Raw genomic sequence first — 21,932 nt, forward strand, 5'->3', positions numbered from 1 at the left:
GTAAATTAAGAGTTATTGGATTAGTTGATAAGATTTACAAATGGAATTCTGGTCCCAAGGAAAAGCACTCTTCCGGGATTGTTGGGCTGGGCCGGAGTGAGGGTATTCAGAAGGTTGGTAGCACCTATCTCGAAGAAAAGCCCATTGGAGAGGGTCTTGGTAGCTGTCAGATTGACGCTCAGCCATCCCGAAGCATATTCAGAAGGATCGTCCAAAATCAGGTTGCCATTGAGATCGGCAAAACCAAACTTTCCTCTGTAAATTCCCCGAAGTGACCAATCAATACCTGTGATGGGTTCAGAGTAGTTGATTTTCACATTTCCGCTATGCCGGCTTATGTTAAACAATCCGCCGTAATCCGAGCGGGTAACCCGTGAGGTGATGTTCTGAGCATTTCGCTTGAAGAGCTCTCCAGCATCGATGCGATCGAGGACTTGGGTATCTCTGGTATCGAGAAAAGCATAACCGGCACTGACCCGCAGCGTATTGGACAGCGTCATGGAGAGATCTGCCTCCACCCCCTGCGTGACGACACTTCGCACATTGAAGTAGGAGAAGGCATTTTGGCCGGTCACCAACTGGGCAATTGGCGCTGTCTCAATGAGATTTTCGATTTGATTTCGATAGCCGTTGACTACCAGAAGCGCTTTGGAGAAAGGTTTCCATCGAAAACCGGTATTGAGCGCCCAGGAACTTTCTGCCTGAAGGTTGCCCAATGTTTCTGGCTGAATCAAAACTCTAGCTACCAAGCCTTCACGCTGAAGTCGGGCTATCCCTTCCTCGGCGAGATTGGCTCCGAAGACATAATAGCCCGATGCTGCATTGTTGAAATTGAGCAGCATCTGTCGGAAATCGGGAGCTTTAAACCCTGCCCCTAGGGAAGCTTGCCAGCTGAATTTGTCCGAGAACTTGAATTGCCCCGCGACCTTTGGACTGAGTCTTCCTCCAAACTGACTGTGCAGATCTCCTCTCAACCCGGTGACGATATTGATTTTTGGACTTGGGTCCCATTGGTGCTGGACAAAAAAGTATCCGGCATCAAATCGGTTGACCTCATCATAGCGAGTGGCCTCTACTGTTTCGAGCAAGTGGCCCACACCAAGTGTGAATAGATTTTTGCTGTCCAATTGGAAGTCGGTCTGCTGCTCTGTCCGATGATATAACTGGCGAAATTCCTGAAAATCAAAGCTTGTCCCATCGGCCATAAATCGGGTATCCGACTCGGTTGAAAATTGGGAACTCATCCCGCGAAGGGTAAAGAGCCATTTTTCAGAAGGCTTGAATCTAAGGGTTGGATTAAGGTTGAAATCCCTGCGGAAATTCTCCATACCCAATAAAGTTTCGGAGACTCCCGATTGCATCTGACCGGAAGATGTCTCCAGATAGCCTCTGGAAAAAAGACTGAGCTCCCACTTTGGAGAGAAAGCCCGAGTTACTTTCAGTTGGGCAGTTTGAGCAGCAAATGGATTTTGGGTTTGACCTACCGTCTCCGGTGTGAGATCAAATCCCTCACTTCGGAGGTAATCATACATTCCGGATACCCGCCATTTTTCGGAATTAAACCCAAGCTCTGCATAGGGATTCCAGGTTTTAAAGGAACGATGACGAAAGCCTAGATCGACTTTCTTGGTTTCCTTATTGGCCTTGGTGATGATATTCACTACTCCTGCCATGGCTTCACTTCCATAGATCGCACTGGAAGGGCCTCGGAGGATTTCTATTCGCTCAATATTCGATATCGCAATCCGGTCCAGATCAAAGGTGCCAGCTGTCCTGCCAATGAGAGGCTCCCCGTCCAGCAGGATCAAAATGTAATCCGAATCTAACCCTTGCATCTGCAAGCCTGCGCCATGATCTGAGCTGATCTGCAGACCAGTCTGCTCACGAAGTACTTCGGAAAGTCTCAATCCTCCCGTCTCCTGCACTTGTTCGGAGGTCAAAACGGTCACGGGAAGCGGCAAGTCCTCCACCGTCCGATCCGTACGGGTAGCTGCGACGACTACCTCTTGCAGGGCTCCGGTTTTTTCTTTTAGAATAATCTCTTCCAAACTACCCCACTCTTGCCAAGTGAACCGATGCGAATCAAATCCCATGGCAAACACCATAACCGACTTGCCGGATGGTAATTCTGACTCCAATTCACCGGTTGAACTGACTTGAAATGGCTTCAATCCATCCACCTGAATCACCGCATGGGCAATGGGATTTCCTGATGAGTCGAGAATTCTTTTTCTGCCGTCTTGTGCCCAAGCCGAATAACTAGGCAGAATGGAGAAGAGGAAAATTATTTTAATTAGACTAATTCTAAACATTGGTTTAAAATTTTTGCGGAGGTTTCCCCCCGCAAGTGGGATTAAGACAAACTATCCAAGAGGGCTTTCCATTCTGGCTTTTGCGGGATTCCAGGCTTACGAAGTCCAAAGAACTGTGCGACCATTTCCCCGGAATGATCAAAAAGTTCCAATGCAGACACCAAACCTTCGGTGGTGTTTTTGTGCACTACATAAGCAGAAGCCACTTCTGCTTCATTCAAGTGAAGGTTAAATTCCGGATCCATCACATTCAGCCAATCGCCTAGCTGTCGGATCGTTTTTACTTTTCCTTGGTGGATTTGAATGTTTCCTTTATTGCCCGCAAAAATCATGATCGGCAGTTGGGTAGAAGAAGCAACCTCCAAGACCTTTCTTGCAGACAGCCGATCTACCTCATAGGCCCACTTGTCATCGATCCATTTGACAGCATCCAGTCGATTGAGCTTGTATTTTCTAAGCATGCCAAAGAAATCGTGGGTGTCTTTCATGTTTTCCCAATCCTGAGAAAAGGCTGAAAAATCCAGCTCTCCTCTGGTGGAGTAGACAGGTGCCTCAAATTTCCCAAGTTCGATCTGTGAGTTTTGATTTTCATCTCTGAATGATTGGAGAAATTGCTCCGCAGCTTCATAGTCAGATGACTCTTGTAAAAACACTTTCAATACTGCATTTCCTTCCTTGTCAAAATACTGAAGGCTCGACTGTGGCCCTGAGGAAGTCTCATTGGACACTGCAAAACCAAATCTCCATGCGCTGAAGAAGATCCGCTGCTCAATTGGCCCGATGACGGTAGCAATCTGATTAGTTGAAGCGCCCATCAAATCGATCTTTTGAAAAGTCCCCTTGTGCTCCAACACACAGCCTTCATTTCGGGTCAAGGCCATGACTTTTCCAAGTTTTGGAAAATCCAAAACCTGATTGGCAAAGTCAGCATTCAGACGAACGACTTGTTCGCCGATACCGGTCACTAGCAACTCGGCCTCAGAGACACCCAATTTTTTGGCAGCATCGCGGATTCGGAGTTGAGGTTGGGACACTTTCAGCTCATTCCAGGCGGCCTTGAGTGCATTAGTTGTTTCAAAAAGAGTTTCCATATCAAGCTTGTTTAATAAGTTGTTTTTGAAAAGAGGGTTGGCTGGTGGACACAATCAATCCACCATGGTGCGGATGCTGTAGGATCTGGATAGGGTAATCAAATACTTCGTGAAGGGTCTTTTCCTGAAGAACCTCTTGGACTGTGCCACAGCTGGTGATCATGCCGTTTTTGAGCAGGGCAATCCGATCAGCATATTGAGCAGCGAGGTTAAGCTCATGGAGAATGATCAAGACGCCGATGTTTCGATGGGTGAGTTGGCGTAGGATACTCAGGACTCCATGCTGCTGCGCTATGTCCAGACTAGACGTAGGCTCATCGAGAAGGAGGTATCGGGGGAAAGGTTTTTGCTCCCAAATCTGAACCAATACTCTGGCTAACTGTACCCGTTGCTTTTCACCTCCGGAGAGGTGTTGAAAATTGGAATTTTTCAAATGGAGCGTATTGGTAGCCTCCATGACCTCCTCTACCAGCTTAGCCGGATTTTTGGATTGGGTGCTGAAAAGACCGAGCTCGACTACTTCCTGGGCAGAAAATGGAAAGTTGACTGCCGAATGCTGAGGCATGACCGCCCTTACCTCGGCAAGTTTCTTTGAGTTGAGATTTCCAACGGGCAAACCATTGTAATCTACAGCTCCATGCTTACAGGATATTTCTCCTGAAAGGATCTTGAACAAGGTGGATTTACCTGCTCCATTAGGACCAAGGACAGCCAAGATCTCCCCTGCCTGAAGGGTCAGACTGATCTGGTCAACCACTGGTCTTTTTTGAATACAAAAGTGAATACGACTTGCTTGTAGCATTAGCGTTTTGGTTTGTTTAGGTTGAAAATGAGCCAAATGAAAAAGGGAGCACCAATCAAGGCCGTCACCACACCGATGGGCATCTCTGCCGGAATCACGATCAACCGAGCAATCAGGTCTGCTACATTCATCAAAATGGCCCCTAGCAAAAAAGCCCCCGGCAATACGAGCCTATGATCGGCACCAAAGCCAATCCGGATCAGGTGTGGCACGATCAGACCGATAAATCCGATCATCCCTGCCAAAGAAACACCTACACCCACGATGAGAGCGGTGGTAATGAGTAGTTTGATCTTGATCTGTTTTACATTCACTCCCATGTGGAAAGCCTCGTGCTCACCAAGGGCAAGCGCATTCAACGCACGGCAGTCTCGGAATAAGAAAAGGCTAGGAATTAGGATGAGTAGGAAGGCGGTAGGCACCTTGGTCCAAGAAGCGCCTCCCAAATCCCCAAGGCTCCAAAAGGTGAAACTTCTAAGTGCCGCATCGTCGGCATAGAACAGCGTCAACCCAATTAGCGCGCCAGCCAGCGCATTGATCGCAACGCCTGCCAGGATCAATGTGGAAGTTTCCGTTTTCCCCTGTGATCGGCTCAAGCGGTACACTGCTGCCACATGAATCAATCCTCCTACGAAGGCAAACAACGGCAAGCCGAAAGCACTCATGGTCTTCCATATTCCTGTAGATCCTGCGATCAGCACCAGGTATATGACTGCAAAAAGGGCACTACCACTGCTGACTCCGATCAACCCCGGCTCAACGAGTGGGTTTCTGAACATACCTTGTAAAGAAGCACCCGCTACACCCAATCCTCCACCAATTAAGGTAGCCAGAACAATACGAGGCAGTCGAATCTGAAGCAGCACATTGACTTGCTGACTTTCAGCAGCTACTCCTTGGATACCCAAACCATTCAAAATGACACCCAAAAGTTGGGCAAACGGAATCTGATAGGCTCCTAAACTGAGGGAGACTAAAGCCAATACACCAAGTATCGCCAGCAGTCCGGTAATAATCAGGTTTTGGGTCCGTGTCTTTGAATAGAGGTGAATCGTCCACATGGCAATTAAGGTCTTGCTGCTTTTGCCAATTCAAGGGCAGCCTTACCCACTCTTGGGCCAAAGCCTGATAAGTAGTGGCCGTCGAAACTGAGGATGTGGCCGTTTTTAAAAGCGGGAGTTTCTGACAAGCCTTTGACTTGTGCGAGTCCTTCCTTTCCGCCCAGACTTTCGATTCCTGAATCAAAAAAGACCAGAAAATCAGGATTCAGGGTTACTAAAGCCTCAGGTGTCACCGGTACAAAATCCTTGAAACCTGAAGCCGCAGGCTGCAAGCCTGCCAACTCGAAAATAGACTGGGCAAACGTACTCTCGCCTGCCATAAAAACAGTCTGTGGGCCGCGCGCCATGATAAAAGCCGCTTTAGGACTTGAGTTGTTCAAAAGTAAATAGGACTGCAGGCTGTCCAGGTCTGCTTGCAATTCAGCAACAATTCGATTTCCCTCCACCTGAGCTTCAAAAAAGGCAGCTAAATCGGTAATGAGTTTTTTGGTTTCCTCTACCCGAATTGGCTTTTTGAAAAAGTGAATTTCAATCTGAGCGGATTTGAGCTGATTGACTACATCTTCAGAAAGGTAGCCTTCTTCTGCCAAGATCAAATCCGGCCCCAAAGCGAGTATTCCTTCAGCTTTGATTTGATTCCGGTAACCAATCGAAGGGAGGCTTTGCATTGAGATAGGATAAGTAGAAGTGATATCCGTGGCGATGATTTGATCTCCAAATCCTAGCTCGTAGACTATCTCGGTGATGGTACCTCCAGCAGTGATGATTTTTCTAACCTCCATAGTGGCGGACTCCTGCTTCTGTGGAGTATTACAGCCCCACACCAGGACAATGAAAATGAATCCTAATACCCTTATCATTATTTAGATTAATTTTAATTAAATGCAAAGTTATCTCTATTTAGATTAATTCCAAATTAAAATAATTAATGTTTAGGATTAAAGTTGGAAAGGACATGGAGAGGCAAGTGGCAATAGGAAAAAAATTCTCTTTAGGGATTCTAAAGCCTCAAAATTTAAAAATGGGTGATACTTAGGATTAATTTTCCAAATATCCTTTGGGAATAGGCTTTTCTCACTAATTTTGCGCTCGAATTAAAAAAGCGTATCCTTTTTACATTTCACATAATCAAATGGCAAATATTGGAAAGATAACTCAGGTAATCGGGCCCGTGGTGGACGTTTCCTTTGAAGGCGGCAAACTGCCTAACATCCTTGACGCGCTGGAAATAACCAAAGAAAACGGCCAAACAGTCGTTTTGGAAGTTCAGCAACACCTGGGCGAAGACCGCGTGAGAACCATTGCGATGGATTCTTCCGAAGGTATGGTAAGAGGCATGGAGGTAAAAGACATGGGTCAACCTATTTCTGTACCAACAGGAGAGGCCATCAAAGGTCGACTTTTCAATGTGGTTGGTGAAGCCATCGATGGTTTGCCTCAAGTACCAGCAGGAAAAAGACTTCCTATCCACAGAGCAGCTCCCAAATTCGAAGATCTTTCTACATCGACCGAAGTCCTATACACAGGAATCAAGGTAATTGACTTGATTGAACCTTATGCAAAAGGTGGTAAAATCGGTCTTTTCGGTGGTGCCGGTGTAGGTAAGACCGTATTGATCCAAGAATTGATCAACAACATTGCAAAAGCATATTCCGGTTTGTCCGTATTTGCCGGTGTAGGGGAAAGAACCCGAGAAGGAAACGACCTTTTGAGAGAAATGATCGAGTCTGGCATTGTAACCTACGGTGAGGACTTTATCCATAGCCTTGAAGAAGAAGGTGGATGGGATCTATCCAAAGTTGATCTCAAGAAATTGGAAGACTCTAAAGCTACTTTCGTTTTCGGTCAGATGAACGAGCCTCCAGGGGCACGTGCACGTGTGGCATTGACTGGTCTTACCCTAGCAGAATACTACAGAGATGGTGACGGAACAGGTCAGGGTCGTGACATTCTCTTCTTTATTGACAATATCTTCCGATTTACACAGGCAGGTTCTGAAGTATCTGCTTTGTTGGGCCGTATGCCTTCTGCGGTAGGTTATCAGCCTACGTTGGCCACTGAAATGGGAGCCATGCAGGAAAGAATTACTTCCACCAAGAATGGATCAATCACTTCTGTACAAGCGGTTTACGTACCTGCGGATGACTTGACTGACCCTGCCCCTGCGACAACCTTCGCTCACCTGGATGCCACCACGGTATTGTCCCGTAAGATTGCCGAATTGGGGATCTACCCAGCTGTGGATCCTTTGGATTCTACTTCTCGAATTTTGGACCCAGCTATCTTGGGTGATGACCACTACAATTGTGCTCAAAGAGTGAAAGAAATTCTTCAGCGGTACAAGGAACTTCAGGATATCATTGCCATCCTTGGTATGGAAGAACTTTCTGAAGAAGATAAGATGGTCGTACACCGTGCCCGTCGAGTTCAGAGATTCTTGTCTCAGCCATTCCACGTAGCAGAGCAGTTTACCGGTTTGAAGGGGGTGTTGGTTGACATCAAGGATACTATCAAGGGCTTCAACATGATCATGGACGGGGAACTGGATCACCTGCCTGAAGCAGCGTTCAACCTAGTAGGTAGCATCGAAGATGCCATCGCTAAGGGCGAGAAGATGCTTGCTGAAGTGAAATAAAAGGAGTTAGTTACTAGTTGTTGGTTATTAGGTGGAAAACCACCACCATTAACTCAATAACTCTTTACTTAATAACTAGATAAACATGCAATTAGAAATCGTCACACCGGACAAGAAAGTTTTCCAAGGAGAAGTCAGCGAAGCCACCTTCCCAGGAGCTTCCGGTTCTTTTCAGGTGTTGAACAATCACGCTCCAATCGTATCAGCTTTAGCTAAGGGGGCAATATCCTTTACCAGCAAAGAAGGAAAGCAATCCCTGATGGTAGATGGTGGTGTCGTGGAAGTGAAAAATAATGTAATTGTGGTCTTGGCCGAAAAAGTGGTCGGCTAAACTCAAACAGTTATAAATTAAAAAGTCCAGCTCGAGAGGGTTGGACTTTTTTGGTTTTGGGAGCTTAGATTTTCCAAAGTTTGGGACTTTGGAAAAGATTAGGGTTCATGTATTCTCAAAAATCTAAAGAACTTAAAGATAAAATTTTCCAATCTTCCGATTTTTCAATTATTCTCTTACCTTTGCACCCACGAAAGGGGGTGTATACTATGATCATTGTAAACGTAAAAGAGAACGAATCCATCGACAAAGCGCTAAAGCGTTTTAAAAAGAAGTTTGACAAGACCGGTGCGGTTCGCGAACTAAGAGCCCGTCAGGCTTTCACCAAACCTTCCGTGAAAAGAAGAGATGAGATCATCCGTGCTGCTTACCGTCAGAGACTTCAAAATGAAATCATGAAGTAATTAAGGTTTAGCACTTAATACAAAATTGTACTGTCTTTAAAGTAGACAGTTTAATAGGCTAGTCGATTTTTCGGCTAGCCTTTCTTGTTTAATTCAAAATAGATTTTTTAAAGGCGTGCAAAAATATAGTGACTGGAAATCAAAAATCAGCCCTGGGGGTTAAACCTAATGGCTCTAAATGTCAAATCTATTTTTGCGCCTGCTTTCTATTTTCTAATCTTTCCCTTTTCCACCTCAAAAAAGAACACCTCCGCATCTAACTCTCCCAAAATACCTCTTGACCGCTCAGGTCTGGCATCGGTCAGGAAGATCTGTCCAAAGGTCCCCTTTGATACCAACTCCATCAGCTTGGCTATCCGGTCATCGTCGAGCTTGTCAAAGATGTCATCTAAAAGTAGCAAAGGTTTTTCTCCTTTGGCTTTTTCGAAAATCTGAAACTGCGCCAGCTTCAAGGCGATGATAAAGGACTTCTGCTGACCCTGACTCCCGATCTTGCGAAGCGGGTGCTCTCCTATCTGGAACTCAAAGTCGTCCTTGTGAATGCCCGCATTGCTGTTTTTGGTAGCAAGATCTTTTTGTCTCATACTCAGAAAGTACGCTTCAAAGTCTTCTCTTAGGGCTTCGGTTTCATAGATCACCTCCACTTTTTCCCTCCCGAGGGAGATCTCCTCGTAATACTTTTGAAGTACCGGCCCCATTTCGTTGATCAGTTCTGCACGTTGATTTGCAAGCATTACACTGAAACGGATAAGTTCCTGATCGTAGCTTCCAAGCAAAGTCAAATCCCTCCTTCCCGTCTCTGCAAACTGCTTCAGCAGGGCATTGCGTTGCTTAAGAAAATGATGGTAGCGAATCAGCTGATCGAGGTAGTTTCGGTCGAGTTGGGAGATGAGGCCGTCGAAAAATTTCCTCCGCCCTTCACTGCCTCCTTTGATCAGTTCGGTATCGTCGGGGGCGATGAGGACGAGGGGAATGAGCCCTACATGCTCACTGCTCTTATCAAGTATTTTGCCGTTTTGAAAGATTTGCTTCTTTTTCCCCGATTCAAAGGAGCACCGCACTTCCAGAGGTTTACCTTCGATTTGAAATTTACCTTTGATGGTAAAAAAAACCATCCCATGGGAAATATTCAGGCTATCACTGCTTTGGACAGCACTTTTAGTAAGGGAAAGGTAATGGACCCCATCAAGAATGTTGGTTTTCCCACTGCCATTTAGCCCCAAAAGACAGTTGATCTGGGGGCTAAAGACCAGGCTGGTTTTAAGGTGATTTTTAAACTGGATGAGGTCTAGAGACTCCAGAATCATGAAGGCGGGGAATTATTTGAGTGGCATCCTGATTTTTAGGTCAGGATTACTATATTTGGGGCCTAAATTAGCATATTTTGATTAGTACGATATGGCAAAGAAAACTGCAGCGGCTAAGTCCAAAGTGAAATATTCCAAAGACACCTATGCTTTCTGGTATGAAAGTATGCTCTTAATGAGACGGTTTGAGGAAAAAGCGGGTCAACTCTATGGCCAGCAAAAAATCAGAGGGTTCTGCCACCTATACATTGGACAGGAAGCTTGTGCATCCGGTGCGATTACCGCATTGACCAAAGATGACAAGTGGATCACCGCCTATCGTTGCCATGCGCATCCTCTGGGATTGGGAACCGATCCGGGTGCAGTGATGGCCGAGCTTTTTGGTAAAGCAACTGGCACGACCAAAGGAAAAGGTGGTTCCATGCACATATTTGACAAAGAGCGCAACTTCATGGGAGGCCATGGAATCGTAGGCGCTCAAGTACCGATGGGCTTGGGGATCGGCTTTGCAGAAAAATATGCAGGCACCAAAAACGTCTGCATCACCAAAATGGGTGATGGTGCAGTACGTCAGGGAGCCGTGCACGAAGCATTCAACCTAGCTATGCTTTACAAGTCTCCGGTGATTTTTGTCATCGAAAACAACGGATATGCGATGGGTACTTCTGTATCCCGTACCTCCAATGTAACTGAGCTATACAAAATCGGTGAAGCTTACGACATGCCATCTTTCCCTGTGGACGGAATGGACGTAGAAGCTATCCATGAGGCCGTATCTGAGGCAGCCGACCGAGCTAGAAGAGGAGACGGCCCGACCTTGTTGGAGTTCAGAACTTACCGATACAAAGGTCACTCCATGTCTGACCCTCAAAAGTACAGAACCAAAGAAGAAGTGGAGGAATACAAGCAGCGTGACCCAATCGAGCAAGTGCTCAAAACGATCCGGGACAATAACATCATGACAGAGGAAGAAATTGAGGCTGTGGTGAAAAAAGTGAAAAAGCAGGTGGATGATGCGGTGAAATTTGCCGAAGAGTCTCCTTGGCCTGATGGAATGGATGCTTTTAAAGAAGTGTATGTTCAGGAAGACTATCCATTTGTAATGGAATAATCAACTCCCTTTAAATCAAAGAAGGCCATGAAGTCTTTCGCACTTCATGGCTTTTTTGTTAGCGCTTGTGAATTTGATAAAAACCGTATATTTGCGACCGAAATTTTGAGTAACATGGCAACGAAGCAATCTAAAAAAGCAGACCAAAACGAACTTCTTGAAAACCCGGAAGTAATCGCAGAGCGAATCGGTAGAGGTGAGGCTTTTTTGAAAGAAAATAGCAAGGTATTGGCAGGGGTAATTGCCGCTGCGGTGATTTTGATCGGTGGAATTCTTTTCTTCCAAATCAACAATCAAAACCAAAATGAAAAAGCACAGGCCGAAATGTTTCAGGCGGTGTATTTCTTTGAACAAGACAGCGTAGATTTTGCCCTGAATGGGGATGGAATCAATAAGGGCTTGCTCACTATTGTGGAAGATTATCCCCGAACCGATGCAGCCAACTTGGCTCATTTCTACATTGGTTCCATTTACCTTTCCCAGAAGAAATTTCAGGAGGCTTTGACTCATTTGGAAGAGTTTTCTGCGGACGATTATTTGGTTCAGGCAAAGGCATATTCTTTGATCGGAGACGCTAATCTTGAGTTGGGAAATGTAGACCAGGCAATTTCTAACTATACCAAGGCTGCCCGTACCAACGAAAACAAATTTATGACTCCAAAGTACCTGGCTAAGCTTGCTGTGGCACAGGAGGAATCCGGAAAGATTGAAGATGCGATCAAGACGTATACTGAGATCGAGGAAAAATATTATGAATCATTTGAGTACGCTGCTGCTCGAAAACATAAAGCTCGCTTAGAAGGCCTTGCCGCTAAGTAATGCTTCTTATGTATGCATACTAGAAGAGTAAGGCCCCTAGGTCTTACTCTTTTTTGTTTTACCCACTTTCAAAATCAACTATTCATGGCAACCTCACTCAAAAGCCTAAGCGAGTACAGTTCAAAAAATATCGTAGACATCAGTGCAAAGAAGTTTGCCCTAGTAGTGTCTGAGTGGAATGAAGAAGTGACTGAAGCACTCTACTCCGGAGCTTATCAAACCCTAATTCAACATGGGGCAAAAAAAGAAAATATCATCCGAAAGAATGTTCCGGGCTCATTTGAGCTCTCCCTTGCAGCCCAATGGTGTGCACAGGATGAAACTATCGATGCGGTGATCTGCTTGGGTTGTGTGATCCAGGGGGAAACCCGCCACTTTGACTTTATCTGTGATGCAGTTGCACACGGTATCACCAATGTCAGCTTGAAATACAACAAGCCGGTGATTTTTGGAGTTTTGACCCCAAATACGCAGCAGCAGGCTCTAGACCGTGCAGGAGGAAAACACGGAAACAAAGGCGATGAAGCTGCCATCACCGCCATTAAAATGCTCGGATTCTAATCTCAAACCTATTTATACGCTAGTTTAATTATGAAAATCATGAAGTTTGGCGGAACCTCTGTGGGCCGTCCGGAGCGCATGCACCAAGTCAAAGACTTGATTACCCGTGGAGATGAACCTACCATCGTGGTGCTTTCTGCCTTGTCCGGTACTACCAATGCTTTGGTGGGTATCGGAGAAGCACTCGCATCGGGAAATAAGGCCTTGGCAAAAGAACGCATCGATACCTTGCATGCGCATTATTTGGCCTTCTATCCGGCACTTCTACAGACTGCCGAGGCAAAAGCAAAGGCAGAAGAAATCATAAAGGAGCACTTTGAGTTTTTGAATATTCTGTTGAAAATTTCTTTCAATGAGGCAATCAACCGCGATATTCTTGCTCAGGGAGAATTGCTTTCTACAAAGCTTTTCTACACGCTTTTGGGCGAATTGCAGATTCCTGCAGTATTTCTTCCTGCCTTGGATTTCATGAGTATTGATGAGAATTCTGAGCCGGAACTCCCTAAAATCTCCGAAAAGCTGAAGGCGATTTTGGCTCAGTATCCAAACGAGCGCCTCTTCATCACCCAAGGCTATATCTGCAAAAACCACCGAAACGAGGTCGATAACCTCAAGCGTGGAGGAAGTGACTATACGGCATCCTTGGTGGCTGCGGCAATCAATGCTTCCGTGTGCGAAATTTGGACAGACATTGACGGTATGCACAACAATGACCCGAGAGTCGTAGACCGTACCCGTCCGATTGCAGAAATGTCTTTCGATGAAGCAGCTGAGCTAGCCTACTTTGGTGCCAAAATCCTTCATCCGGCATCCATTTGGCCAGCCCAGTTACACAACATTCCAGTAAAGCTGCTCAACACCATGCAGCCGGATGCTGGTGGAACGCTCATCAAAGCTGCAGTAGAGACCACTGGGGTGAAGGCTATCGCAGCAAAAGACGGGATTACCGCCATTAAGATTAAATCCAGCCGAATGCTTTTGGCATATGGGTTTTTGAGGAGAATATTCGAAGTGTTTGAAAAATACAAAACACCAATCGATATGATTACTACCTCCGAAGTGGCCGTATCGGTGACCATCGATGATTTGAGTCATTTGGAGCAGATCCAAGCAGAGCTTCAGAGCTTCGGCACCGTTGAGATTGACCGCAACCAGGCGATCATTTGTGTGGTAGGCAATAAAGTAGCAGAAACCAAAGGAGCACTTCAGTCTGTGTTGGATTCCTTGATTGACATTCCTGTTCGCATGGTTTCTTTTGGAGGAAGTAAACACAATGTGTCCATCCTAGTAGATGCTCAGTATAAAACACAAGCCTTGAAAAGCTTGAATGAGGGAGTATTTGACTGGAGTAATTGAAAAATTGCAAGGTTGAAACTTTAATTCCATTGTCACATTGAGCGAAGTCGAAATGTGGTTGTTTTGAATAAAAATAGCCTTCGACTTCGCTCAGGCTGACATCACCAGGAATTTATGAGTTAATTCCAACATTAAAATTTAAGTCCATGCAAACCGATAAGCCCGGATTTCTTCAGCGCCTACAGACCAAATGGAAATTGGACAGCCTATTTCAGGTGGTGATGGTTTTGGTGGTATTTGCCTGCACTGGCTTTACTATCCTTTTTATCAAAAACCCAATCCTTGACTTTTTTGGGATTGAGCGGGGAGGAGGTCAGGGATTTGTCAATACAGTTTTGTACCTGCTTTTGGTTTTGCCACTCTACCAGATCATCCTGTTGATCTATGGGTTTATCTTTGGGCAGTTTAAATTCTTCTGGGAAAAGGAAAAGCAAATTTTCAGACGAATCGGAAAGCTTTTTGGGAAGAAAGAAAATTGAATCTATCTGAAATTTACGAATTACGAAACTCCGACTTCGCTCAGTACAAGTTTTTGATTTACGACATTTTGAAGAACCTCTATCATGATTTTCAATTGTTCAGATTTATGGATAGATGATTGAAGTCCGTTTGGATATCGTAAATCGTAATTCTGAAATCGTCAATCAACTGATTCTGCTCCAATTCATCGCTGTTTTTTTCTGCTGCCTCACTTGTCTCAATATCGCAGCATTATCGGGCTGAGTGAGTTCAGGGTCATTGGCTAAAAGCTGCTGTGCGGCATCTCGGGCCAAAGTAAGGAGCGGGGCATCTTTGCTCAGATCAGCAATCAGTAAGTCTGTAATCCCGCTTTGCTGGGTACCCATCAAATCCCCCGGTCCTCTCAGCCTTAGATCTACATCGGCGATTTCAAAGCCATCGTTGGTGCGCACCATAGTTTCCAGTCGGATTCTAGACTCCTTGCTCAGCTCGTATTTGCTCATCAGTACGCAGTAGCTCTGTTCTGCACCTCGACCTACGCGACCACGAAGCTGATGAAGCTGTGAAAGACCAAAACGTTCGGCATTTTCGATTACCATCACGGAAGCATTGGGTACATTGACCCCCACTTCTATCACAGTTGTGGCTACCATAAAGTGGGTTTCGCCTTTGACAAAACGCTGCATTTCGAAGTCTTTGTCTTCGGCTTTCATGCCTCCATGCACAATACTGAGGTGGTATTGGGGAAAAGCACGGGCAATGCTCTCGTAGCCGTCCATCAGATTTTTCAAATCCATCTTTTCGGATTCCTCGATCAGCGGGTATACGATGTAGACTTGCCTGCCTTTTTTAATTTCTTCATTAATAAAGCCAAAGACTTTCAGGCGATCCTTATCGTATCGGTGAACGGTCTGGATCGGCTTTCTTCCCGCAGGCAATTCATCAATCACTGATACATCCAAGTCTCCGTAAAGCGTCATCGCCAAGGTTCTCGGAATTGGTGTCGCCGTCATCACGAGCACATGCGGGATAAACTCCTCATTTTTTGCCCAGAGCTTGGCTCTCTGTGCCACTCCAAAGCGATGCTGCTCGTCGACAATCGCCAAACCCAAATTTTGAAATTGAACCACGTCCTCGAGTAATGCATGGGTACCGATCAGGATTTTTAGTTCACCGGACAACAGTTGTTCATGAATGATTTTTCGTTCTGACTTTTTGGTCGAACCGGTCAATAGGGCAATGTTCAATCCCATCATTCGGGCGTAGTTTTTTAGCCCTTCGAAATGCTGTGTGGCCAAGATCTCTGTAGGGGCCATCAAGCAGGCCTGAGCGCCCGAGCTGATCGCTATGAGCATGCTGATAAAAGCCACCATGGTCTTGCCGCTCCCTACATCACCCTGTACCAACCTGTTCATCTGCCGGCTGGACTTCATGTCTCCATAAATCTCCCGGATCACCCGCTTTTGGGCATTGGTGAGATCAAAAGGGATGTGGTTTTTATAAAAATCCGTCAGAAGATCGGTATTGGAAAGGATTTGACCACGGGATTTTTCCGTGCGGGTCACTTTCATCATCAGCAGGCGGAGCTGCAGGTAGAAAAACTCTTCAAACTTCAAACGCTTTCGGGCCCGATTTAGTAGCTCCGGTGACGTCGGGAAATGGATTTGACGAATGGCTTCTTGCTTCCCGATCAACTGGTACTGATGGAGGATTTCGGGAGAAAGCGTTTCAGGGATCTGGGGAAAAACCAAGGGGACCAGCACTTCGAGAATTCTCGAAATGCCTTTGGAGTCCAGAAATTTTGCCCGTAGTTTTTCGGTGGTGGAGTAGACCGGCTGAAAGGTGTTTCGCTTCTCATTGGCAGCAGTGATCGGCTCCATCTCAGGATGGGCCATGGTCCATTTGCGGCCATATTGAGCCGGTTTTCCGAAGAAGATGAACGCCGCTCCTATTGGCAGCTTTTTTACTACCCATTGGATTCCCTTAAACCAAGTCATCTCCATCTCCCCGGTTTCGTCAAAAACCTGAGCTACCAGTCTTTTTTTCCCACCTGCTCCGATCAGTTCCACATTCTTGATGCGAGCCATGACCTGCACGTTGTCGAGTTCGTCGTGGAGATCCCTAATTTTGAAAAACTTCGTGCGATCCTCGTAGCGAAAGGGATAGTGTTGGAGGAGGTCTCCATAAGTAAAGATATTCAGCTCCTTATTTAGGAGTTCGGCTTTTTGGGGGCCGACACCTTTGAGGTATTCGATGCGGGTATCAAATATTCCGGTCAAGCGAGCTGAAGTTTGGGACAAAGCAAATTAAACCCTCAGGCATCCAAATGCCAAGGTTTTTGGAGATTGTCTTTCAGGAAAACTCCTTCAGTGAGCCTTGGTGATCTTATTCCAGATTTCTTGGAGTTCTTCACGTTGGTTTTGCTGGCTTTTGAGGAAAATCATTTGGTTTTTGGCCCTATGAAAGTTTTGTTCGGGATAGGTCACGCGATAGTAAATATTTCCCTGAAGGTGGTCCGTGAAAAAGCGCAAACCCATGATCAAGGTCATCACTTCACCAGAAAGAAGCAAGGAGTCTGCTTCCGAAGGAGTTGCCATGTCTTTTACACCTTCCCAATATCCTTTCAGAAGTTGCTCAAACAATTCAGTATCGAGATGTATACTCTTCCAATCGGTGTGAGTTTCCGGAAAGCTACAAGCCACTGTCCGAACCAAATCTCCAAAATCATACATCAGGAATCCGCCCATCAGGGTGTCGAGGTCAATCAGGGCTACCACCCGCTCCAGGTTTTCTGAAAAAATGAGGTTGTTGATTTTGGTATCGTTGTGGGTGACTCTCAGCGGTAGCTTCCGGATTTGATTTAGGTACCAATCTACCAGTGGCTTTTGGCTTAGGTAGAAGTCCAGGATTTCCTGTTCTTCAGCAGTATTGCCAGATTTGGTTTTGGATACTTGGGCCAATTTTTCAAATCTCAAATCCAAGCGGTGGAAGTTTGGGATGGTTTCAAGCATTTGCTTAGCATCAACTTCTTCCGCCCATTTGGCAAATTCACCATAAGCCTTTGCAGCGATGTACGCTTGCATAGGATTTTCTATTTGTTGCAAGGTTTTTCCTCGGACAAAGTCAAACAAGCGATAGTTGAGCCCATTGATTTCAGTTAAACCACTACCTGACTTGTTTTTGATTGGAAGAGGAAGTTGAAAAGGTAAGGGATGGTTTTCAGCATGCTGATAGAGCATAGATAGGTTGTGATCGATGCGATCAGGAAAGTTGAACACCGCCTGATTAAATCCCTGTAAAATCCATTTTTTGTCCCCTTGGGAAAGAAGTAGGGTTTCATGGATCAGACCTTCCCCAAAAGGAGTGATCCCTAGGGGAATATTTTGAAAAATAGAAAATGCCGAAGCTATTTGAGAAGTCAATGGAGAAAACATGCTGCGAAAATAGGGAAGAAATAAAACTTTGTGTTTTTTGGAATCAGAAAAGGTAAAATTGGAAAAGCCGTTTGTATTTCTTTGTGTTTTTCAAAAAAATTAAAAAAGATCTTGTCAATTAAAGAAAAAATTTCTGTTAATTGGACGCCAGTTTAATCCCAAACCCTATGAATGTAACCGCCTTGGATTGGGGCATCATTGCAGCCTTCTTTATCATTTCCTTGCTAATTGGCTTATTCACTGCCAAATCCGCCGGCAGCTCAGCCAAAGAGTTTTTTCTTTCTGGAAGAAATATGCCTTGGTGGTTATTAGGGGTCTCCATGGTGGCGACTACCTTCTCAGCAGACACACCTAATCTGGTGACAGATATCGTTCGAAAAAACGGTGTGGCAGGCAACTGGGCTTGGTGGGCATTTTTGCTTACCGGGATGCTGACGGTATTTGTTTATGCCAAGCTTTGGAGAAGATCGGAGGTGACCACAGACTTAGAGTTCTATGAGTTGAGATATTCAGGCAAGGGGGCGGCATTTTTGAGAGCTTTCCGAGCAATCTACTTAGGGGTTTTCTTCAATGTGGTCATTATGGCTACAGTATCCCTGGCTGCGATCAAAATCGGAGGCGTTATGCTTGGGCTGAGTCCGGTTCAGACCCTACTTATCGCGTCAATAGTAACAGTAGTGTATTCTTCCTTGGGGGGATTAAAAGGAGTTTTGCTTACCGATTTCTTCCAGTTTTTCATTGCCATGGCGGGTTCTTTTGGAGCGGCTTACTATGTACTAGATCTTCCTGAAATCGGCTCCTTAAACAATCTTTTGGCACATGAAGTAGTCGCCACCAAGTTGGATTTCATCCCGGATTTTACTGATCCCAATGTGTATATCCCGATTTTCATCCTGCCTATTGCCATTCAGTGGTGGGCGACTTGGTATCCAGGTGCTGAGCCTGGAGGGGGAGGATACATCGCCCAGCGAATGCTATCTGCCAAAGATGAGAAGAATGCCATTGGTGCTACCTTGTTCTTTAACATCGCCCACTATGCGCTGAGACCTTGGCCATGGATCATAGTGGCCCTGTCCTCTCTGGTGATTTTCCCAAATATCTCTGACCTTCAGGAAGCTTTCCCAAATATTCCTGTAGACAAGTTGGGTGATGACTTGGCCTATCCAGCGATGCTTTCCTTCTTGCCCACAGGACTTGTAGGAATCGTGCTGGCCTCTTTGATCGCCGCGGTGATGTCTACCCTTTCCACCCATCTCAACTGGGGTTCAAGCTACGTGGTGAATGATTTTTACCTGAGATTCATCAAGCCTGAGGCTTCGGACAAAGAACTAGTTGCAGTCGGAAGGATTTCTACGGTATTGTTGATGGTACTTTCGGCCTTCTTGGCATTGGCGATGTCTTCTGCTCTGGACGCATTCCAGATTTTGCTTCAGATCGGTGCAGGTACTGGTTTAATCTTTATCCTTCGTTGGTTTTGGTGGCGAATCAACGCGTACACGGAGATCTCAGCGATGGCGATTTCTTTTGTGGTAGCGATTTTCTTTGAGGTGATCAATCCAAAAATCGGTCTGATCGAAATTGCTGCTGACCAGTCTTATTTGAAGTTGATCTATTCCGTCTCTATCACTACTATTGGCTGGCTAATCGTCACATTTATGACTCAGCCGGAAAAGGACGAGGTGTTACTTTCTTTTTACAGAAAAGTGACTCCTGCGTCTTTGGGTTGGAAAAAACTCTTGGATCGATACCCAGCCGAAAAGGAAGAAAAAGGTACCCTTGGAAAAGAAATTGGTCTGATGATTACCGGTACGTTTATGGTGTATGCTGCACTTTTCTCCACCGGTTTCTTTATTTACGGAAAAACTACGCCTGGCTTAATTGCAGCGGTGATTGCTATTGTGGGTGGATTCGTCATCATCCGATCTTGGAAAAAGCTCCATTGATTCAACGTAATTAAATCTGAAAAGCCTGCCAGAAATCACTTCAGGCAGGCTTTTTAGTTTGTTTTAAGAGGTATTCGGGACTTTGTTGATAGAATTTACCTAGGATTGGATTAAAATTTATCGATTGGTTTCGGCTTCCTAGAAAGCAATCCGTCTTCCAAATCCCGCACGTGTTTAAACACCTTTCATGGAGAATTTTGGAATTCACAAGTTACCGGATATCAATCCACAAACTTCAGTGAATTCATCAGGTGGGCCATGTCGATTTTGATGTATTCGATCACAGGTGCCAGAGAATCATTTTTCATGGCTGTATTGAAATACAGAGCGCCCCGCAGGAAATGTTGGGTGGAATCGGTCACAAAAAACTGAAACTGTGTGGGCACTTCACCGCTCAATTCTGCCACCACTGCAGTGTATCCATTTGGAGTGATCAATACTGCTTCCTCGATTCCATATGCCTTGATTTGGTGCTTGGCAGTGAGCTTAAACGCGTCGTTAGAGAGGGTTTTAAACTCGGTTTTTCCGTCTATTTTTTTGTAAGTCAGATGTACCTTGGCTCCAAAATCCCCGTAATTCAGATTGATCCAGTTTTTTTCGGTAAGATTGAATGAATCGGGTTCGATTCTGCTATACTTTGAAAAATCAAGCTGATAAGGATACCCTTGTTCCAATCTCAGGTAATCATGATTGGGCAGGTCAATTCGATTGTATCCAGGAGGCTTGGGCAACCAGGTTTTCTCACAGGAAAACAAGCAAAGGGAAAGCAGGCCTATCGTCAAAAGTCTCTTCATGACCTAAAATTAGGTGTTCTGTTTGGATTGATTTTAGAATGAAGAAACTTTAACCTCAACACTTTTTCATTTCATTCTGAACTCAATAAAGCCTCCCAATGACGTAGCGCTATTGAACAAGTCAATAAAAGAGGCTGAATTTGTTGAATTAGTAAATTAGCCGGTCTGCCGGATTAGCTATACCTCCCCACTTCAAATCCCTTCATTTCCAGAGAAGTTTCCTGTTGCTGATGCAACTCGGTGAGTAGTTTTCCTGTAGCAGGTGCCATGGTCAGCCCAAGCATAGCATGACCTGCTCCTACGAGCACATTTTCATAGCCCGGGGCCATTCCTATGTATGGCAATCCATCTGGTGAGCAGGGTCGGAGGCCTTTCCAAATCTGATCTTCATTAGGGAACTTGGCTTTGAACGTCGGGTAATACTGATTGATGGATTCAAAAATTCCTTTTACTCGATTGAGGTTCACCTTTTGATTGGTGCCCGCAATTTCCAGGGTTCCTCCAAATCGAACAAAATTGCCATAAGGGCTTACCGCTACCTTTCGTTCAGTCAAAATGGTGGGGATTTGGATGGCTGGATTATTTTCTTGGATGAAGCTGTATCCTTTACCTCCCATAAGCGGAAGAGAGAAGTTGAGCTTTTTAGCCAATTCAGCTGTCCAAGCGCCTCCGCAAAGGACGACTTTTCCTGTATCGATTTTTCCTTTATCAGTCAAGACAGCATGGACTTTATGCTGGTTTTTTTCAAAACCCAAGACCTGTGTATTAGGATGGAATTTTACTCCCTTGGCCAAAAGGTTCTTTTTCAAATAGGTATAAAGCACTCCCGGATCAAGATGTGAATCTCCAGGGAAATACACGGCCCCTCGGGTATGTACTTCCAAGTTCGGTTCAAGCTTTTGTACTTCTGCCGCATTCAGCACCTCCGCCTCCAATTTGTATTTTTTGGCTAAATGGGCCAGTTCAATTTCTTCCTTTTCCACCGCCTCAGTTTGATAGATCATCATCAGACCTTTTTGAGACAGTTGAACCGAGGATACGGGATGCTCCTCCTGAAACTCTTGGTACAAGGCCTTGCTAAAAAGCGTCAGGTGATTGAGGTAGGGAATACTTCGTTTAACCTGAGATTCAGACGTTGCCTTGAAAAAAAGCAAACACCACTGCACCAGTTTATAATCCAATCTAGGATGGATGTAAAACGGACTTTTGGAAGAAAACATCCAAGCAATCCCTTTACTAATCATTCCTGGAGCTGCTAAGGGAATGATGTGGCTGGGGGTAATCATGCCGGCATTGCCTGTGGAGCAATTTTCCTGCATGTCGGTCTGGTCTATGATTTCGACTTCTATTCCTTCTTTATTGAGAAAATAGGCGGTAAACAAACCGACAATTCCGCCGCCGATGATTAGGGTTGGTTTCATAACTTCGATTGCAAAGTCACTCAGTAAATCAGTATTTTAATTGATGCCTTCCATTCGTTTATAAAAGGGAATCCGAAACGAAGGTAAAATG

19 protein-coding genes are annotated in these 21,932 nt (G+C 45.3%); 9 read left to right on the forward strand and 10 right to left on the reverse strand.

What is annotated here, in order from left to right:
- Window positions 1-20: 20 nt before the first annotated feature.
- The 5 genes from DDT91_RS12780 to DDT91_RS12800 are packed head-to-tail and all read right to left on the reverse strand — an operon-like array spanning window position 21 to window position 6,126.
- The gene (locus DDT91_RS12780; RefSeq protein WP_187176573.1) at window positions 21-2,312 is read right to left on the reverse strand and encodes a TonB-dependent receptor; all 2,292 of its coding nucleotides are present in this window, start codon (window positions 2,310-2,312) and stop codon (window positions 21-23) included.
- Between the two features lie 41 nt (window positions 2,313-2,353).
- Window positions 2,354-3,403 carry a hemin-degrading factor gene (locus tag DDT91_RS12785; RefSeq protein ID WP_187176574.1) on the reverse strand — a complete coding sequence of 350 codons (1,050 nt, stop codon included), beginning with the start codon at window positions 3,401-3,403 and terminating at the stop codon, window positions 2,354-2,356.
- Between the two features lies 1 nt (window position 3,404).
- Entirely contained in the window at window positions 3,405-4,205 is an 801-nt protein-coding gene (locus tag DDT91_RS12790; RefSeq protein WP_187176575.1) for a heme ABC transporter ATP-binding protein, read from the reverse strand.
- Complete coding sequence (locus DDT91_RS12795) at window positions 4,205-5,266, reverse strand: iron ABC transporter permease (RefSeq protein ID WP_187176576.1); 1,062 nt, start codon at window positions 5,264-5,266, stop codon at window positions 4,205-4,207. The genes DDT91_RS12790 and DDT91_RS12795 overlap by 1 nt, the downstream gene beginning before the upstream one ends.
- 5 nt (window positions 5,267-5,271) lie before the next feature.
- Window positions 5,272-6,126 (reverse strand): hemin ABC transporter substrate-binding protein, encoded by an 855-nt coding sequence (locus tag DDT91_RS12800; protein ID WP_187176577.1) that lies wholly within the window; start codon window positions 6,124-6,126, stop codon window positions 5,272-5,274.
- Between the two features lie 272 nt (window positions 6,127-6,398).
- Between DDT91_RS12800 and atpD the strand changes: the two genes are divergently transcribed.
- From atpD to rpsU, 3 genes are all read left to right on the forward strand, one after another.
- Window positions 6,399-7,901 (forward strand): F0F1 ATP synthase subunit beta, encoded by a 1,503-nt coding sequence (gene atpD / locus DDT91_RS12805; RefSeq protein ID WP_187176578.1) that lies wholly within the window; start codon window positions 6,399-6,401, stop codon window positions 7,899-7,901.
- 85 nt (window positions 7,902-7,986) lie between these two features.
- Window positions 7,987-8,232: an ATP synthase F1 subunit epsilon gene (atpC, locus tag DDT91_RS12810; protein WP_187176579.1), complete on the forward strand. Its 246-nt coding sequence runs from the start codon at window positions 7,987-7,989 to the stop codon at window positions 8,230-8,232.
- Between the two features lie 209 nt (window positions 8,233-8,441).
- A complete protein-coding gene (gene rpsU, locus DDT91_RS12815; protein ID WP_187176580.1) occupies window positions 8,442-8,636 on the forward strand; it encodes a 30S ribosomal protein S21 in 195 nt (64 codons plus the stop codon).
- Window positions 8,637-8,842: 206 nt separating this feature from the next.
- Here the strand turns inward: rpsU and DDT91_RS12820 are convergent, their stop codons facing one another.
- On the reverse strand, window positions 8,843-9,943 hold the full coding sequence (locus DDT91_RS12820; protein WP_187176581.1) for a DNA replication/repair protein RecF: 1,101 nt from the start codon (window positions 9,941-9,943) through the stop codon (window positions 8,843-8,845).
- A 91-nt stretch (window positions 9,944-10,034) separates the two neighbouring features.
- Between DDT91_RS12820 and pdhA the strand changes: the two genes are divergently transcribed.
- The 5 genes from pdhA (at window position 10,035) to DDT91_RS12845 (ending at window position 14,269) form a co-directional block, all read left to right on the forward strand.
- On the forward strand, window positions 10,035-11,054 hold the full coding sequence (gene pdhA, locus DDT91_RS12825; RefSeq protein ID WP_187176582.1) for a pyruvate dehydrogenase (acetyl-transferring) E1 component subunit alpha: 1,020 nt from the start codon (window positions 10,035-10,037) through the stop codon (window positions 11,052-11,054).
- 114 nt (window positions 11,055-11,168) lie between these two features.
- The gene (locus DDT91_RS12830) at window positions 11,169-11,873 is read left to right on the forward strand and encodes a tol-pal system YbgF family protein (protein ID WP_187176583.1); all 705 of its coding nucleotides are present in this window, start codon (window positions 11,169-11,171) and stop codon (window positions 11,871-11,873) included.
- 84 nt (window positions 11,874-11,957) lie between these two features.
- Window positions 11,958-12,434 carry a 6,7-dimethyl-8-ribityllumazine synthase gene (gene ribH, locus DDT91_RS12835; RefSeq protein WP_187176584.1) on the forward strand — a complete coding sequence of 159 codons (477 nt, stop codon included), beginning with the start codon at window positions 11,958-11,960 and terminating at the stop codon, window positions 12,432-12,434.
- 30 nt (window positions 12,435-12,464) lie between these two features.
- Complete coding sequence (locus DDT91_RS12840; RefSeq protein ID WP_187176585.1) at window positions 12,465-13,790, forward strand: aspartate kinase; 1,326 nt, start codon at window positions 12,465-12,467, stop codon at window positions 13,788-13,790.
- A gap of 146 nt (window positions 13,791-13,936) precedes the next feature.
- A complete protein-coding gene (locus DDT91_RS12845) occupies window positions 13,937-14,269 on the forward strand; it encodes a DUF6787 family protein (RefSeq protein WP_187176586.1) in 333 nt (110 codons plus the stop codon).
- Between the two features lie 165 nt (window positions 14,270-14,434).
- Here DDT91_RS12845 and recG read toward each other — a convergent pair whose 3' ends face one another.
- Together recG and DDT91_RS12855 are read right to left on the reverse strand one after the other, a co-directional pair.
- Complete coding sequence (gene recG, locus DDT91_RS12850) at window positions 14,435-16,528, reverse strand: ATP-dependent DNA helicase RecG (RefSeq protein ID WP_187176587.1); 2,094 nt, start codon at window positions 16,526-16,528, stop codon at window positions 14,435-14,437.
- An 87-nt stretch (window positions 16,529-16,615) separates the two neighbouring features.
- Window positions 16,616-17,683: a phosphotransferase enzyme family protein gene (locus tag DDT91_RS12855; protein WP_187176588.1), complete on the reverse strand. Its 1,068-nt coding sequence runs from the start codon at window positions 17,681-17,683 to the stop codon at window positions 16,616-16,618.
- A gap of 167 nt (window positions 17,684-17,850) precedes the next feature.
- Between DDT91_RS12855 and DDT91_RS12860 the strand changes: the two genes are divergently transcribed.
- A complete protein-coding gene (locus DDT91_RS12860) occupies window positions 17,851-19,626 on the forward strand; it encodes a sodium:solute symporter family protein (RefSeq protein WP_187176589.1) in 1,776 nt (591 codons plus the stop codon).
- A gap of 221 nt (window positions 19,627-19,847) precedes the next feature.
- On the opposite strand, the gene gldD is transcribed toward DDT91_RS12860, so the two are convergent.
- Together gldD and DDT91_RS12870 are read right to left on the reverse strand one after the other, a co-directional pair.
- The gene (gene gldD, locus DDT91_RS12865) at window positions 19,848-20,420 is read right to left on the reverse strand and encodes a gliding motility lipoprotein GldD (protein WP_187176590.1); all 573 of its coding nucleotides are present in this window, start codon (window positions 20,418-20,420) and stop codon (window positions 19,848-19,850) included.
- Between the two features lie 173 nt (window positions 20,421-20,593).
- On the reverse strand, window positions 20,594-21,841 hold the full coding sequence (locus tag DDT91_RS12870) for an FAD-binding oxidoreductase (protein WP_187176591.1): 1,248 nt from the start codon (window positions 21,839-21,841) through the stop codon (window positions 20,594-20,596).
- Window positions 21,842-21,932 lie beyond the last annotated feature (91 nt).

It is taken from the genome of Algoriphagus sp. AK58 (assembly GCF_014324365.1).
Taxonomy (GTDB): domain Bacteria; phylum Bacteroidota; class Bacteroidia; order Cytophagales; family Cyclobacteriaceae; genus Algoriphagus.